This window comes from Bacillus australimaris, assembly GCF_001307105.1.
GTDB classification, from domain to species: Bacteria; Bacillota; Bacilli; order Bacillales; family Bacillaceae; genus Bacillus; species Bacillus australimaris.
Map to the genome: position 1 here is coordinate 114,147 of NZ_LGYN01000030.1, position 16,500 is coordinate 130,646.

Consider the following 16,500-nt stretch of genomic DNA (forward strand, 5'->3'; position numbering starts at 1 on the left):
GTCAGAAGGTAGCTTGAAAGATATATTGACATTGCGCTTGATATAGGTGTGAAAAACATAACTGAATTCAAAGCTGTTGATGAAACAGCGAAATAAGTATGATTACCATCAGTAATAGTTTTTAATTAAATAGGATTAAGAAAGATTCGGTGCGAATGTGAGGTGAACATAAAATCCTTGGGGCATTCGCACCTTTTCATTCGACAAAAATGAGAAAAAATGTATATTTTATGAAAGGGAAAACAAAATTCTTTATTGAAAGTTGTGGATTTTGCCTATCATTTCCTAAAAAATGTTACAATTAGAGCAGAAATCGCAGTCGCACTCTACATGAGTGCGTGGATTGAAATCCAACTATTTGCGTTTGAGTCTACAAATAGCGTATGTCGCACTCTACATGAGTGCGTGGATTGAAATAATTGAATCCACTTAGGAATATTGTTTGTGCTGGTCGCACTCTACATGAGTGCGTGGATTGAAATCTATCGAAAAGGTTGTCCGTATTCTTCCAAATCCGTCGCACTCTACATGAGTGCGTAGATTGAAATTGTCATAGAACGCAATTTCTCATCAATACTTTCGGTCGCACTCTACATGAGTGTGTGGATTGAAATATGAGCTTTGTAGGGTTAGAAATGTAATCCCACACGTCGCACTCTATATGAGTGCGTGAATTTAAATAATGATTGTGTGACCATGCTCAGGTGCTTCTATGTGTCGCAATTTACATTAGTGTATGGATTAAGCTTGATTTAGGGGTGAAAAACATGACTCTGGCTCAGTAGACATGTTTTTAAATGAATTCAAACCTGTTGATGAAACAGTGAAATAAGTATGTTTTCAAGAGCAATAGTTTTTATTTAAGTAGGATTAAGAAAAATTCGGTGCGAATGTGAGGTGAACATAAAACCCCCGGGACATTCGCACCTTTTTATTCGACAAAAATGAGAAAAAATGTATATTTTATGAAGGGGAAAACAAAATTCTTATTGAAATTTGAGGATTTTGCCTATCATTTCCTAAAAAATGTTACAATTAGGGCGAAAATCGCAGTCGCATTCTATATGAGTGCGTGGATTGAAATATTAAAGTTTTCGTCAATATCAACAACGGTCGGTGTCGCACTCTATATGAGTGCGTGGATTGAAATTGTTTTGCTTGAGCGTTCGGAAAGTTGAACACAGGTCGCACTCTACATGAGTTCGTAATTTTAAATGATTATGTCTTAAACGGGTATGTCTCAGAGATCATGATCTTACAACACCCTCTTTCAGATACAAAAGCCATCAAAATAGACTGTTCATATGTATAGTGAAAACATGACTCATTGCAGTCATGTTTTTTTTCTTCTTTTTCCTAAATAAACCTAAAAAAATCTCAAAATAAGTCGAAATGAAAAGTAGTTATTTAGATTCAAATTTTATCCATTCGTAAAAAATGAAGGAGGAAATGGTTTGGGTGAAACGAAGCAAACCGGTAAAGTGGAGCAGCTGATCTTAGAGAATTATCAAAGATTAAACAGCATGATATCAGAAGAAGTGGACTTTGCTTCTAATCATGGCGGACTGACAGGGGATTCTAGAGAAGTGATGTGGCTGGAGTTTTTTCGGAAAATCATTCCTAAAAAATATTCATTAGCACAAGGTGTCATCATTATTGACTCAGAAGGAAATCATTCTAACGAAGTCGATATTGCCGTATTTGATGAGCAGTATACGCCGTATGTGTTCCAACACAATTCGTTGAAATTTATACCGATTGAGGCGGTTGCGGTTGCTATAGAATGTAAAAGTTCAAATTTCGATGTTGATAATTTAAAAGTTTGGTCTGAAAATATAAAAAAATTAGTACCGAAAACAAAAGGAATAGCTAGGATGGCCGCCCAAGGGGTTGTCATGGTTGAAAATGATACACAGAAACGAACACGTCCTATTTTAATTTTAGCAAGTAATTTAAAAAGGCAAACAGCAAATTCATCTTCAAAGATGTTTGAAATATTAGACAAAGCATTTGATTTTATACTTATGAAACAAAAGAGTGCATTTCATTTAAGAGCTCCTAATGAAGGTGAACACCTAGGATGGTGGGCTAATGAATTAAATTGTTATGATCCAGAAAGATCTAAGGAACAAGAGGATGAAGAAAAGAAAGAAAATAATGAAGATGATAGTAAAGACAAAGTGATTTCGAACAAACTCAGTGAATTACGTATTGATCACAATGAGCTGTTGACGCTAAACTTCCAATTAAATCAATTGCTGATGCTCATTAACAATCCCATGTTTTTCCCTCACTATGCATATGCCAAGCTGTTTCAGAAACAGATAACAAAGTGAAGAAAGGAGAGCGACATGACAAGGGAATCTAGTAAACCCAAAACCAATTGGCATGATGTGAAACATGCGATTGACACGAAAATCCATGAAGACCAAAGACTTTTTATAGAGCCGCTTACTATTCATTTAGTTACGCCAATGTTTGGGGGAGGGCCCCAATCAAACTCAATTGATCAAGAGAGACCGATTCGAGAAAGTGCGATTCGTGGACATCTTCGTTTCTGGTGGCGTGCAACTCGAGGAGCTGCTTGCAAGAATGCAAATGAATTATCTAAACGAGAAGCCGAAATATTTGGTCATACAGAACAAGCGAGCCAGATTCAAGTGGTAACGCATTATGAAAAAGACGAAGTGAAAAGAAATTCAAAAGTATTTTTTAAAAAGAAAAATCATCCTTTTCCACGCTATGTTCTTTCAAATATGAAAGATAAAACACCATACCTCATGAAGGCGCAATTTTCTTTAAATATCCGTATATCTAAAAAAACAACCGATTTTGAGTTAATCAAAAAAGAAGTTGAAGCAGCATTATGGGCTTGGATCAACTTCGGTGGACTTGGTTCAAGAACGAGACGTGGATGTGGCAGTTTATATTGCAAGCAATTTTCACCACACAACAAGAGGACAAAAAGCCAATTGGAAAAATGGTTTGAGCAAAAGCTTTTAGAATATGACATCAAATTGCCAGCATCAAGTCGGGAATGGCCGACGCTTAGTCGTGAATTCAAAGTACAGGCATTTCCATCATCTATGATCTCAAGCTGGCGATCCGTCATTCAGATATATGAAACATTTCGAAGAAGATCTAATCCGACCAAAAAAATGGGGCGCAGTTGTTGGCCGGAAGCAGATACTATTCGTCTGTTAACAGGTAAGGCTAAATCAGGTCATCACATCCCTTATCCAAAAGAGAAACCATTTAAATATCAAGCATTTCCTAGAGCTCAATTTGGTTTGCCTATTCAGTTCCGATTTGCTCCTAAAGATAGTGGGAAAGATCCAGATCCTGTAACGCTCCTACCTAAAGGAAAGGATCGCTTGGCTTCACCACTCATCTTAAAACCGTTAGCTATTAATCAAAAGGAATCGGTGGGCATGGTGATGGTGTTGCAGCAACCAAAGATCGAAGCGTTATCGCTTTTAGGGTACGGAAAGCCTTTGCCCAATGTGACAGATGAACAAAGTATCTACCCAACAGCCACCTACTCAAAAAACCCATTACAAGACGAGAGTGGCCGGACGCACTCATCGGCGATTCAAGCCTTTTTACATAGCAAGGAGGTGCAAACATTTTGTCAGAAGAATCACAAAAACAAACATTAATGCTATTTTCGATAGGGCCTGTTCAAGAATTTATTGCGCAAGCAAGGCGGACGCGTGATTTATGGTTTGGCTCTTTTCTTCTATCTGAATTAAGTAAAGCAGGTGCGAAGAAATTTCAGGAACTGGGTGGAACGCTTATTTTCCCTGTGTTCAACGAATCCTCTGCAGAACCAAACAACGCACCAAATAAAATATTGGGGGAAATCTCACACGAACAGCCTTCATCCGTTGCAAGACAAGTAAAAAAAGCAGTATATAACAAGTGGAAGGAATACGCAGACTTTGTAAAAGAGATTGTGGATCCTTATATTCAAATAGGCACATGGAATCGACAAGTAGATGATTTATTGGAATTTTATGCTGTGTGGACTGAGATGCAAACTCAAGAGGAAGCGGCTAATGCGTCCGCAAGTCCATATCATTTGGCTCTTCAAGAAGTTGAAGGTTTAATGGCTGCAAGGAAGACTTTAAGAGATTTTAAACAAAATGAACCAGGGGCGTTATTCGGTGAACCAAAATCATCACTTGACGGTGGACGAGAGTCTGTTTTCCAAAAGCAAAAAACACCACAGCAAGTGGCGCAACTAGCGAAATGGGGAATTGGTGAACATGAATCATTAGATGCGATTTCAGTGATCAAACGATTGTCCTTACATAAGCATCCGAACAAGACATTTCCATCTGTATGTGATAAAGCTTTTGCTCCCTATCAAAATATGTTGCTAAAAAATGAACAGATGAAGAAAGCAGCCACACAATATGTGAAAGATGTAGAAACATATCTTGAGAATATGAATCTAACAGTAGCCCCTATTGATTTGAGTGAGGCATCGCTTTTTTATGAAAGAAGAATAGAAGATTATCTTGAACAACGTGGACTTGTCGGGACCATACGAACAGAAGCGAAAAATGACATCACACAGCTGCTCGAAAAATATTTCAAAGGTGAATACAGCAAGCATAACGGCCAGCCGATCAAACCACCAGCACCTTCACCTTACTATGCCTTTCTCATGGCGGATGGAGATAAGATGGGCAGCCAACTGCGAAATATACAGTATGTAGAAAGCCATATTGCATTTTCTAAAACGCTCTCAACTTTTGCTTCAAAGGCTCGTGGGATTATTTCCAAATGTGAAGGTACATTGATCTATGGCGGTGGAGATGATGTCATGGCTTATGTACCGGTTCACAAATGCTTAGAAGCAGCTGGGAAATTGCAAAGTAAATTTGTTTCAACGATGAAGGCTCATCAACATAGTGAGACACCTCCTTCGATTTCAATTGGCATCGCCATCGTTCATATGCTTGAGCCTCTTGAAGAAGTAAGAAGCATGGCACGTCAGGCTGAACAATATGCGAAACAAGAGCGGAATTCATTAGCGATTCATTTCCAAAAGCGAGGCGGAGGAGACACAATGAATATCTCAGTCTCATTTCAAATGGATCCAGTGGCCTCTATCCAAGAGATGACGGCGTGGTTAAAACAGTCTTATTTCACGAATGGCTTTGCATATGGCTTACGAGAGTTGTATCAAACATACGAACAGTCTTCTTTTAGAAAACAGCCGGAAATTTTAGATGAACTCATTCCACTAGAGATAAGACGTCTTGCATTCAAAAAGAAAACGGAAGCAAAAACAGAGCAAGAAACGAAAGAGTGGATCGATCAATTGATTGCGAAGTATATACCCAAGAAGAATACATTAGAAGAATTACATACAATCGCTGAATGTATGATCATTGCTCTTCAACTAGAGGAGGTAAGTGGACATGCCTGAAAGATGGTTTCACATTCAACCGCTTGATCCGCTGCTTATTCGTGATGCACGCCCATTTCAAAGTGTACCGGGTATACGGGCGCGTTCACTAAACGATGTTCCGCCAAGTGTGGTCGCAGGAACACTTCGAACAGCACTAGCGAAGAAACGACAAACAATCAAACACACCACGCCACTTTCTTATTATGCGAAATCTCTTGTGCGAGGTCCTTTATATCGCTGGCATGATCATTTATATGTGCCAATGCCTCATGACCTTGAGTTATTCGATGATGAGTATGGGATGAATCAAGTGAGACCAAAGCCAATGATGTCGGAAGGACAGGGCTTTTTTGGTACAGGAAAAACAGGCCGTTTTAGTGAGGCATTATGGCCGCCAATTGGAGCTGGTGCTCGTAAAAAAATGAAATCGCCGCCTGCTTTTGTATCACTAAAGTGGATGGTGAACTTGCTGACAGACGCAGTGGATGAGAGTCAGGTGAAGGAAGCCTTGACTGAATACCAACACATGCAGAAGGAAAATCATTCTTTCAAAAAGGAAACACCACCGGCATTTATTCCAGCATTACAGCGTCAGGAACGAACACAAATTGAGGTGGAAACTGGCAGTAAAAGAGCAAAAGATCAGCATCTATTTTCAACAGAATCGCTCTTATTCCCAGATGACTTTAAACTGGAGGCGGGAATAGAGTTATCTACTGAAGAGTCAGAAGAATTAAAGCCTTTCTCAAGTCTTCACCCAATCGGTGGTGAACGGAGGCTGGCTCATATAGAAGACAGGCCTCATGTATACCAACAAGATTGGACATGTCCGGATGCTATTAAAGAATCGCTCAAAAACAAGCTATATGTTCGCATGATATTGGCGACACCTGCTTATTTCAGTAAAGGATGGCAGCCCGGATGGCTGGATGAACAGCTCATGTCAAAACCACTATTTGATACAAATGTACGACTGAAATTGGTTTGGGCCTCTGTTCCACATTGGCAGCCAATCTCTGGATGGAGTTTAGCAAATAAATACAAAGGGCGTGAAAAAGCAATACGCCGCTTAGTCCCCGCGGGTAGCGTTTACTTCTTTACAGTAGAAGAAGGAGATCCAGCAGAACTGGCCGAAAAAATGTGGCTTCAATCAGTATCTGATCGTAACCGGCGCAAAGAAGCGTTTGATCGTGAAGATGGCTGCGGGTTAGCACTTTGGGGAACATGGAAGCCGAATGAATAAGAGGAGTGAGATGATGGAAGCAAGCCGTTGGTTTTGGATACATTGTTTATCCCCCCTTCATATTGGAGCGGGTGAAGGAGTTGGCGTGATTGATATGCCCATTCAACGAGAAAAAGTAACAGAATGGCCGATTATACCTGGAAGCAGTATCAAAGGCGTGCAGCGTGAACATTATCGCGCGAAAGGACAAGACACATTCGTACAAAAAGTATTTGGTACACAAGGAGATCAAGATGGAAGCGCAGGAGCAGTCGTCATGACAGATGGCCGGTTATTTTCATTCCCGGTGGCGACTAGATACGGTACATTTGGATATGTGGCAAGTCCACTCATATTGAAAAGATTAGCCCGCGATGCAAAAGCATTAGGCGTATCGCTGGATATCCCTGATCTCATCGAAGAATCAAGCACGCTAGTCACCATGAATTCTAAATTAGTAGAGAATGACGAATTATATCTAGGTGAATTTCAAGGGGCTGCGAAAAAATCTCCACAACTAACCAATTTTGCTGAACAGATGGCCAAACTTTTATTCGAAGATAAACAATCACAAACTCTTTGGATAGAACGATTTGTGATTGTAAGTGATGACGTTTTTCAATACATTGTCACCATGAATTCTGAAGTGACACCTCGTATTAGAATTGATCATGAAACCCAAACAGTTAGTAAAGGAGCTCTCTGGTATGAAGAGTATGTACCAGCAGAAGCCATTTTTTATGGGCTCATGTGGTGTGATCGTATCGATGGAAGCAATGATTTATCTGTTAGACATCAACTTTTAAATCAACTAGAAAAACAGATGTATCTTCAATTAGGTGGAAACACAAACGTAGGTAAAGGAAGAGTATCCTGGCGTATGACAGGAGGGGAGGGATCATGAAACTCATTCAACATCATTATGCTGAGAAAGCGTATCAACATGTGATGAATGCCAAAACGAATGAGGGGAATTTCTCAAATCAATATGGACAACTCTGTCACAGATTCGCTTCAATGATCTTAACAAATGGATTAAGGCTCACCATTACATTTTTCGAAGCAAAATCAAAAAAAGGAAATGCTTATCAACAATTCGTTCAGGATATAAAAGAAACACTGGATATACAAGGAGATTGGTCAGCTTCTAATCGAGATTATTTAATCAAATCAAGACAAGCTTTAAGTGCATCTGTTTGGTTAAAAAGATATGCGGAATCTATTTTAAAGGTGGAACAAGGGGCGGAAAATGTGGAGGACATCCAATGAATCTGTCATTAACCTTAAACAAAAGCAAATGGGAGATTAATGGTTCTACATTGTCGAACGTCATAAAGGACAGCTCGAAGAAGCAATCCTTTTATGAAAATGTGATTAGTTTACATCAAGAACAGTGGAAAAAAAACAATCACTTGTTGTATGAAAAATTTGTGGAGCGATATTATACCGATACGACCCCCACATGCCTAGTCAAGTCCATATCGCCGTTAGTCATTGGACATGGGGGAGAGGGTGTACTGGAAACGGGATTATTATTACACCCGATATACGGCGTTCCTTATTTACCAGGAACAGCATTAAAAGGCGTAGCCTCTCATTATGCCCACTCTGTATTAGGTGAAAACTTTCCAGAACTAAAACAAGGTGGTAGTGATTACAACACATTGTTTGGAACAAACGAACGTGCTGGCATCATCGAATTTCATGATGCGCTCATGATGCCTGAGACAGTAAAGGGAGCATTCAAAGTAGATGTGATGACACCACATCATTCAGACTACAACAGCGTCAAGCTAGATAAGATAAACAAAGGGGGAAGTGTTCCAGCCCCTCGAGACGATGACTCACCAACACCGATTCATTTCTTAACGGTGGTCAACGGCCGCTTTCAACTTCTATTGAAAACAAAAAAGAATCTACCAGAAGAAGCGGAATGGCTCGAACTCGCCAAAACCATCTTACTAGGCGCTTTAGAACACGAAGGAATCGGTGCTAAAACAAATGCAGGTTATGGAAGACTTAAAATGGACGACATCATTTCATAAGACTAAGTGCGAATGTGAGGTGAACAGAAAATCCCTGGAACATTCGCACCGTTTCATTCGACAAAAATGAGAAAAAATGTATATTTTTAGGGGTGAAAACTTAATTCCTATATAGAAACTTAAGGGTTTTGACGATCATTCCCTAAAAAATGTTATAATTAGGGTGGAAATCGCAGTCGCACTCTATATGAGTGCGTGGATTGAAATTTGTCCATGTACGCTTTTTCTATTTGTTCAGGTTGTCGCACTCTACATGAGTGTGTGGATTGAAATATAGAGCCTTTATTTACAACAGCGTCATCAATGGATCGCACTCTACATGAGCGCGTGGATTGAAATATGTATTCAATTGACTGGTGCTCAATGTTTGAAGTCGCACTCTACAAGAGTGTATGGATTGAGGTAGCTTGAAAGAAATACCACCCATTGGTTGGGTGTCGCACTCTATATGGGTGCGTGGATTGAAATTGAAAAGCCTTATAGATCGTTGTTTTGTTTTCTAGTCGCACTCTACATGAGTGGATGGATTAATAATTGAGAAAACATAACTCTGCCTCCTGCCTCAGTAGTCATGAATCTAATTGAATTCAATTGTTGATGAAATATAAAGAAGTATGATGAACAAGTTTCAATAGATTTCATACTAAGAAAAAGTCGGTGCGAATGTGAGGTGAACATAAAATCCCTGAAATATTCGCACCGTTTCATTCAATAAAATGAGAAAAAATGTATATTATTTAGAGGGGAAAACAAAATTCTATATAGAAACTTGGGTTTTGACGATCATTCCCTAAAAAATGTTATAATTAGGGCGAAAATCGCAGTCGCACTCTATATGAGTGCGTGGATTGAAATTTTAGTGATCTCAAAATCTTGCACACTTTCAATTGTCGCACTCTATATGAGTGCGTGGATTGAAATGATAATAAACTGGTTCCGAAACTCATCGGCGCTCAGGTCGCACTCTATATGAGTGCGTGGGTTGAAATTTGGTTTGATAAAGCTCTAGGTTGAAATCTTTTTGGTCGCACTCTATACGAGTGCGTGGATTGAAATATAGCAGTCCATGCAACGGCCATCTTTGCGCCGTTGTCGCACTCTACATGAGTGCATGGATTGAAATGGTGAATGGTGGGAAAAGACAGGAAAGCCTGGTATCGCACTCAACATAAGTGCATAGTTCACAGTTTCTGCGAATTACATAAATTCAAATATCTATCCACACCAAGCCCTACACAACAAAAAAAGACTCGCTCACACAGAGCCGAGTCTTAATTTTTTTTGCAGTTTTTCTTCACTGAAAATCCAGCCGGTATAGGAATTTTTGATTTGGTGGTCCATGTCGATATGGCAGATTGCGACAAAAGGATAATGACCTTTGCTGCGGTAGCGCAAATCAATAAACCGCACCTCGTAATGATCCTTGTATTTATCCACTTCCCACCGGTAGACAGGGGAGAAGGAGAGAAAGGCTGAAATGTTTTCATCTTGTTTGGCAATTTTCATAATTTCAGTATCAGGGACCGGCACACGGTTAAACGTGTCTAAAATAACGACCTCTCCATTCATGCTTCGCCCAACATGGAAAGAGGATTTACATTTCACGGCAATGCGCCATTGTCTGAACTTCATTGTAGGCGAAATAATAATCTCTTCAATTTCATCGAATCGAGCACGCAGCTGACGTTTAATTTGAAGCTGCATGATGACTCTGACGATATAGTAACAGAAAATCACCGCATACAGCGTAATAAACGTATAGCCGGGATGACCGCCAATCGCCCAAACGACAATGGCGACAAGGTGTGTAAAAAAGATAAACGGATCAAACGTATTAATGATCCCAAGCGCTACCCATTTCTTCGAAAATGGACGAATGGCCTGTGTGCCGTATGCGTTGAAAATATCGACAAACACATGAAGCACAACGGCTAATAGTGTCCATAACCAAAGGTGAAGTAAATTCGCCCCCGGCACAAATGGGAAAATCACAGCCGGAATCAACAATGACCAAAACAGTACAGCCGGAATGGAATGTGTAAATCCTCGGTGATTTCTTATATAAACCGCATTATTTTTTAGTTTTAGCACAGTATCAATGTCTGGTGCTTGGGAGCCGGCGATGGTCGCGATCATCACAGCGTGTGTCATGTGTGGATCTGCGCTGACGGCTGGATCTAAAAGCGCAAGTCCCCCAAGAGAAATGCCCATTACTACATGAGTACCAGTGTCCAATTGATTACCTCCTAGTTGTCATGCTTAGGAACAATCATACAAAGTATACGTTTCTCATCAAGACTATGTGCAAAATCACTTTTGCTTTATCCCGATTTAATGTAACATGTTAACGTATCTACAAACAGTATACAACAAATAAGGTTCTTTTCAGAACGTTAGCTCTCGGTTCGATAAGAAGGAGTATAGAGATGAAAGACATTCAAGAAAAGCTGGACCGCAAAGATATTGCGGGTTTTCAGCATGATTTAATTGATTGGTATGAAAAAGAACAACGAACATTGCCATGGCGTGAAAATCAAGATCCATACCGTGTCTGGGTATCAGAAGTGATGCTTCAGCAAACGAGAGTGGATACAGTCATTCCGTATTTCAACCGGTTTATGGAGCAATTTCCGACGGTGAAGGATCTCGCTTTAGCTGATGAAGAAAAGGTCATGAAAGCATGGGAAGGTCTTGGTTACTACTCAAGAGTGCGTAATTTACAGGCAGCTGTGAAAGAAGTATATGAATCCTACGGGGGCATTGTCCCTGATACGAAAGAGCAATTTTCAAAGCTCAAAGGTGTAGGCCCATATACGAGCGGCGCAGTGCTGAGTATCGCCTATAACAAGCCGTATCCTGCGGTAGACGGCAACGTTATGAGGGTTATTTCTCGTATTTTGTCCGTATGGGATGATATTGCAAAACCAAAAACGAGAAACATTTTCGAGTTTGCAGTCGATCAGCTCATTTCCCGGGAAAAGCCGTCAGAATTCAATCAAGGGCTGATGGAGCTTGGTGCGCTCATTTGCACCCCAACATCCCCTGCCTGCCTCATTTGTCCTGTAAACATGCATTGCTCGGCATTAGAGGAAGGCGTTCAGCATGAGCTCCCAGTGAAAAGCAAAAAGAAAAAGCCGACTGCGAAATCAATGGCAGCAGCAGTGTTATTTGATGACGCAGGTAACCTATATATTCATAAGCGGCCAAGTACAGGCCTCCTTGCGAATTTATGGGAATTCCCTAATATGGAAACCATGAAGGGAAGAAAAACGGAAAAAGAACAGCTGATTGATTTCTTAAAAGAGGAGGCAGGTGTACAAGCGGAGCTTGGTGATTTAGAAGGCACCATTCAGCATGTATTTACCCACCTCATCTGGAATATTTCTGTTTTCTTTGGACGAGTTACCTCTGTATCTGATGACACGATGCTGAAAAAAGTCACAACAGAAGAATTTGAGGCATATGCTTTGCCAGTCTCACACCAAAAAATTTGGAAGCTGGCACTTGAGCAGCCTAGTCATATTTAACTGTTGTACCGTGGGTATAATCTGCTTCATTTCTGTGCAATCCCCCGCGGTTTTCGATTTCTGACATGATTTCTCTATACTTAGATTGCCCTTCTTCATTCAAATAAGGTAAAATTTGTTGGAAAGCATGATGAAAGTAAGCAAGCTCAGTATCTTTCCATTGATCCTTGGACATCATGCCAAGCTGGCTTAAATCGCGTCCGACATACATGAATGTAACCTCCTAATAGGAACTTTCCTATTAGTGTGAAGCGAATGAACGAAAACTATTCAAATCAGGAGATGAACCATAATGAGTCAACGTAAATGTGCATTAATTACAGGAAGCAGCAGAGGAGTAGGGAAAGAAGTAGCCCTTCGCCTCGCTGAAAAAGGATATGACATTGTCATTAACTATGCGAGAAGCAAAAAAGCCGCACTTGAAACAGCGGAAGAAATTGAAGCGATGGGTGTCAAAACATTGGTTGTCAAAGCCAATGTAGGCCAGCCTGAGAAAATCAAAGACATGTTTCAGCAAATCGACGAAACCTTTGGCCGTTTAGATGTATTTGTAAACAATGCGGCTTCAGGTGTTCAGCGACCAATTATGGACCTTGAAGAAAATCATTGGGACTGGACAATGAATATCAATGCGAAAGCCTTGTTATTCTGCGGCCAAGAAGCGGCGAAACTAATGGAGAAAAACGGCGGTGGACATATCGTCAGCATTAGCTCACTTGGCTCTATCCGCTACCTTGAAAATTACACAGTAGTCGGCGTATCAAAAGCAGCACTAGAAGCTTTGACACGCTACCTTTCTGTTGAGCTGTCACAAAAAAATATCGTCGTCAATGCTGTATCAGGCGGCGCAATCGATACCGACGCACTCAAGCACTTCCCGAACCGAGAAGAGCTTTTAGAAGATGCGAAGAAAAACACACCTGCCGGCCGTATGGTGGAAATTAAAGACATGGTCGACAGCGTGGAATTCCTTGTATCAGGCAAGGCAGATATGATTAGAGGCCAGACGATTATTGTGGATGGCGGACGTTCTTTGCTTGTTTAAAAAAATCATGAATAGGATGTACACCTTCTGCACAAATTAATGTGCGTGGAGGTGATAATGATGGATCAACAACAAAACAAAACAAACGCACAACAAGTGAAGAAACAAAACCAAGCTGCTGCACAAGGTGGTCAATACGGCACTGAATTTGCTAGCGAGACTGACGCACAGCATGTAAAAAAATACAACCAAAAAGCTGAGCAAAACAAACAACAAAACAGCTAATCACTGAAACAAAGGAAAGCACTTCATATACGAATGAAGTGCTTTTCTTTTTGCCTCGCACCACCATCCGACAAAACCTGTAAAACCTCTACATAAACAGTCAAAGGATTTCCTCCTTCTTTCAAGAAATGGTATACAGACAAAAAGTGGATTCGATGAAAAGGGAGGAGTTAGATGTCTGATTTCGATCAGCTTGTAAAAGAACAAATGCAGCTTATGGATCAACTGCTCGATGTACAGGGAGAACTCGATCTATGCTTAGAAACAGAAAAACAATTGCTGCAGGATGAAAAAAAAGAAGAGTGGCATAGGCTTCATGATCAAATTAAACAGAAACGTGAGGAACTGCATAAAGTGCAAACCTTATTTACAAAACAGACAGAAGAGGTCATCAACTCATATAAACAGATGGAAAAGAGTTCTAGCGTGATGTAAGTCAGTGTGCCGTTCAATTGGGTTGAATGGCTTTTTCATTTCATTTTTTAATGATGTAACGGTATAATATAATAGAGACATGTTTAGTTGGGAAATTAGGTCTTTGGACTGTTAGGTTTGTTTGTTATAGAAAGTAGGGGAGAAAATATGGGCTATCCCAAGGAAGGAGAAACCATCCAAATTCAAAGCTATAAACACAATGGCTTGATCCACAGGATTTGGAATGAAACCACCATTCTAAAAGCAACGGAATTGTGTATCATTGGTGCAAACGACCGTACAATGGTGACTGAATCCGACGGCCGTACTTGGATGACGAGAGAACCGGCTATTTGCTATTTCCATGCAAAACAATGGTTTAATGTAATTGGGATGCTTAGAGATGATGGCGTATATTATTACTGTAACATCAGCTCTCCTTTTGCGACAGATGATGAGGCAATTAAGTATATTGATTACGATTTAGACGTCAAAGTCTTTCCAGACATGACGTACAATATTTTGGATGAGGACGAATATGCAGATCATAAGAGGCAGATGAATTATCCAAAAGAAATCGATAGTATCTTGAGAGAGCATCTGAATACATTACTGCATTGGATTCACCAGCGGAAAGGTCCGTTTGCTCCTGAATTTGTGGATATGTGGTATGAACGTTTTTTACATTATACAAAATAAGCAAGAGCATCAAAAAACCTGTTTGGCTTTTTAGGCTAACAGGTTTTTGACTGCGTACGGATAAGAGGCACTGATAGATTGGGAAGGAGATTTACATGGGGGTCATTAAACGCTACATGGCTTTTGTAACACCGTATAAGAAACAGATTGCATTAACAATGGTCATCGGGATGATTAAATTCTCGATTCCGTTAACATTGCCTCTGCTTTTAAAGTATGTCATTGATGATGTCATTCAAGGCTCGGGGTCGCCTGAAGAAAAGACATCATCTCTACTGATCATAATGGGAATCATGCTCGTATTATTTTTAGTGATGAGGCCGCCTGTTGAATACTATAGACAATACTACGCACAGTGGACAGGCAGCAAAGTATTGTTTGATATTCGGGAAAAGCTGTTCTCACATATTCAAAAGCTAAGTCTTCGTTATTATGCCAACACGAGAACAGGAGAAATTATTTCAAGAGTAATCAACGATGTGGAGCAGACAAAGGAATTTGTCATCACAGGTCTCATGAACATTTGGCTGGATATGATGACCGTACTGATCGTGATTGCTATTATGTGTACACTGGATCTTAAGCTCACCATCGTGTCTGTCATTATTTTTCCGCTATATGCGTTTGCAGTAAAGTATTTTTACGGACGGCTTCGTAAGCTGACAAAAGAGCGGTCACAGGCGCTGGCTGAAGTGCAAGGGCATTTGCACGAGCGGGTACAAGGAATGCCGGTCATTCGAAGCTTTGCGATTGAAGAATATGAACAAGAGAATTTTCATGATGAAAATAAAAATTTCTTAAACAAAGCAATCAACCATACGAATTGGAATGCCAAAACATTTGCTGTCGTCAATACCATCACTGATATTGCGCCGCTGCTCATTATTGCCTTTGCTGGCTATACCGTGATTAACGGATCGCTTTCAATTGGGACGATGATTGCCTTTGTCGGCTATATTGACCGGATGTATAACCCGATTCGCCGTCTCATTAACTCATCCACGACTTTAACTCAGTCGGTGGCGTCAATGGATCGTATTTTTGAGTTTATTGATGAGCCATATGAGGTCACAGATCGGCCGAATGCAAAAGAAGCCAATCATTTAAAAGGAGAGGTAGAATTTAAAGATGTGTCGTTTCGATATGAACACACACAGGAAGAGATTCTGCACAATATCTCCTTGAAAGTAGAAAAAGGACAAACGGTTGCGCTTGTAGGAATGAGCGGTGGAGGGAAATCGACACTCGTTAGCTTAATTCCAAGGTTTTATGATGTCACAAACGGGTCACTTGAAATTGACGGTATTGATATAAAAGAGTACAAAGCAAGAAGTCTTCGAAACCAAGTCGGAATGGTGCTGCAGGATACATTTTTATTCAGCGACACGATTAAAGAGAATATTGCGGTTGGAGACCCAGAAGCATCTTTTGAAAAAATCGTGTCGGCTGCAAAAGCGGCAAATGCGCATGATTTTATCATATCTCTTCCTGAAGGATATGACACGAAAGTAGGAGAACGGGGCGTAAAGCTGTCAGGTGGTCAAAAACAGCGGATTTCCATTGCAAGGGTATTTCTTAAAAATCCACCACTTTTGATTTTAGATGAAGCAACGTCTGCTCTCGATTTAGAAAGTGAGCATTACATTCAAGAAGCGATGCAAAAGCTAGCGAAGGACCGGACAACCTTTATTGTCGCACACCGTTTATCGACGATTACACATGCTGACCAAATTGTGGTCATGGAGAAAGGCGAAATTGTGGAAAAAGGAACACACGAAGAATTAATGAACCGAGACAGCCACTATCGCCATCTATTTACCATTCAAACATTAAATTAGTAAAAGCCTATCCGATTCTAGCGGATAGGCTTTTTTATGTTTGTCAAAAACATGACATATTTC

The 16,500-nt window shown here is 40.3% G+C and carries 14 protein-coding genes, 1 pseudogene and 1 CRISPR repeat array; of the genes and pseudogenes, 13 read left to right on the forward strand and 2 right to left on the reverse strand.

Annotated features, from left to right (window positions below):
• Positions 1 to 318 precede the first annotated feature (318 nt).
• Positions 319 to 682: direct repeats of the CRISPR family, unit length 32 nt; unit sequence GTCGCACTCTACATGAGTGCGTGGATTGAAAT.
• A gap of 772 nt (positions 683 to 1,454) precedes the next feature.
• From AKG37_RS17695 to cmr6, 7 genes are read left to right on the forward strand one after another with little or no spacing between them, the layout of a single operon-like run.
• The gene (locus tag AKG37_RS17695; protein WP_060700024.1) at positions 1,455 to 2,336 is read left to right on the forward strand and encodes a DUF6602 domain-containing protein; all 882 of its coding nucleotides are present in this window, start codon (positions 1,455 to 1,457) and stop codon (positions 2,334 to 2,336) included.
• A 15-nt stretch (positions 2,337 to 2,351) separates the two neighbouring features.
• Positions 2,352 to 3,659 carry a type III-B CRISPR module RAMP protein Cmr1 gene (cmr1, locus tag AKG37_RS17700; RefSeq protein WP_060700025.1) on the forward strand — a complete coding sequence of 436 codons (1,308 nt, stop codon included), beginning with the start codon at positions 2,352 to 2,354 and terminating at the stop codon, positions 3,657 to 3,659.
• Positions 3,629 to 5,440 (forward strand): type III-B CRISPR-associated protein Cas10/Cmr2, encoded by a 1,812-nt coding sequence (gene cas10, locus AKG37_RS17705; RefSeq protein WP_060700026.1) that lies wholly within the window; start codon positions 3,629 to 3,631, stop codon positions 5,438 to 5,440. The genes cmr1 and cas10 overlap by 31 nt, the downstream gene beginning before the upstream one ends.
• Positions 5,433 to 6,665, forward strand: coding sequence for a type III-B CRISPR module-associated protein Cmr3 (gene cmr3, locus AKG37_RS17710; RefSeq protein ID WP_060700027.1), 1,233 nt, complete (start codon positions 5,433 to 5,435; stop codon positions 6,663 to 6,665). Before cas10 ends, cmr3 begins: the two co-directional genes overlap by 8 nt.
• 13 nt (positions 6,666 to 6,678) lie before the next feature.
• A complete protein-coding gene (gene cmr4 / locus AKG37_RS17715) occupies positions 6,679 to 7,548 on the forward strand; it encodes a type III-B CRISPR module RAMP protein Cmr4 (protein WP_237697839.1) in 870 nt (289 codons plus the stop codon).
• The gene (gene cmr5, locus AKG37_RS17720; RefSeq protein ID WP_060700029.1) at positions 7,545 to 7,913 is read left to right on the forward strand and encodes a type III-B CRISPR module-associated protein Cmr5; all 369 of its coding nucleotides are present in this window, start codon (positions 7,545 to 7,547) and stop codon (positions 7,911 to 7,913) included. Before cmr4 ends, cmr5 begins: the two co-directional genes overlap by 4 nt.
• Positions 7,910 to 8,689, forward strand: a complete 780-nt coding sequence (gene cmr6 / locus AKG37_RS17725; RefSeq protein ID WP_237697840.1) for a type III-B CRISPR module RAMP protein Cmr6 — start codon at positions 7,910 to 7,912, stop codon at positions 8,687 to 8,689. The genes cmr5 and cmr6 overlap by 4 nt, the downstream gene beginning before the upstream one ends.
• Before the next feature lie 1,254 nt (positions 8,690 to 9,943).
• Here the strand turns inward: cmr6 and AKG37_RS17730 are convergent.
• Positions 9,944 to 10,924 carry a metal-dependent hydrolase gene (locus tag AKG37_RS17730; protein ID WP_060700031.1) on the reverse strand — a complete coding sequence of 327 codons (981 nt, stop codon included), beginning with the start codon at positions 10,922 to 10,924 and terminating at the stop codon, positions 9,944 to 9,946.
• Positions 10,925 to 11,115: 191 nt separating this feature from the next.
• Between AKG37_RS17730 and mutY the strand changes: the two genes are divergently transcribed.
• Positions 11,116 to 12,216, forward strand: coding sequence for an A/G-specific adenine glycosylase (mutY, locus tag AKG37_RS17735; protein ID WP_060700032.1), 1,101 nt, complete (start codon positions 11,116 to 11,118; stop codon positions 12,214 to 12,216).
• Here mutY and AKG37_RS17740 read toward each other — a convergent pair.
• Positions 12,203 to 12,427 (reverse strand): hypothetical protein, encoded by a 225-nt coding sequence (locus AKG37_RS17740; RefSeq protein WP_060700033.1) that lies wholly within the window; start codon positions 12,425 to 12,427, stop codon positions 12,203 to 12,205. The two genes, mutY and AKG37_RS17740, sit on opposite strands and share 14 nt — an antisense overlap.
• Positions 12,428 to 12,508: 81 nt before the next feature.
• On the opposite strand from AKG37_RS17740, the gene fabL reads away from it, so the two are divergent.
• From fabL to AKG37_RS17765, 5 genes and pseudogenes are all read left to right on the forward strand, one after another.
• Positions 12,509 to 13,261, forward strand: a complete 753-nt coding sequence (gene fabL / locus AKG37_RS17745) for an enoyl-[acyl-carrier-protein] reductase FabL (protein ID WP_024425211.1) — start codon at positions 12,509 to 12,511, stop codon at positions 13,259 to 13,261.
• 75 nt (positions 13,262 to 13,336) lie between these two features.
• A pseudogene (locus tag AKG37_RS17750) lies at positions 13,337 to 13,486 on the forward strand (gamma-type small acid-soluble spore protein); the annotation flags it as partial.
• A 174-nt stretch (positions 13,487 to 13,660) separates the two neighbouring features.
• On the forward strand, positions 13,661 to 13,921 hold the full coding sequence (locus tag AKG37_RS17755) for a YgaB family protein (protein ID WP_060700034.1): 261 nt from the start codon (positions 13,661 to 13,663) through the stop codon (positions 13,919 to 13,921).
• Between the two features lie 147 nt (positions 13,922 to 14,068).
• Positions 14,069 to 14,599: a nucleoside tri-diphosphate phosphatase gene (gene ntdP, locus AKG37_RS17760; RefSeq protein WP_024425209.1), complete on the forward strand. Its 531-nt coding sequence runs from the start codon at positions 14,069 to 14,071 to the stop codon at positions 14,597 to 14,599.
• A gap of 95 nt (positions 14,600 to 14,694) precedes the next feature.
• Positions 14,695 to 16,437, forward strand: coding sequence for an ABC transporter ATP-binding protein (locus tag AKG37_RS17765; RefSeq protein WP_060700035.1), 1,743 nt, complete (start codon positions 14,695 to 14,697; stop codon positions 16,435 to 16,437).
• The last annotated feature ends 63 nt before the right edge of the window (positions 16,438 to 16,500 follow it).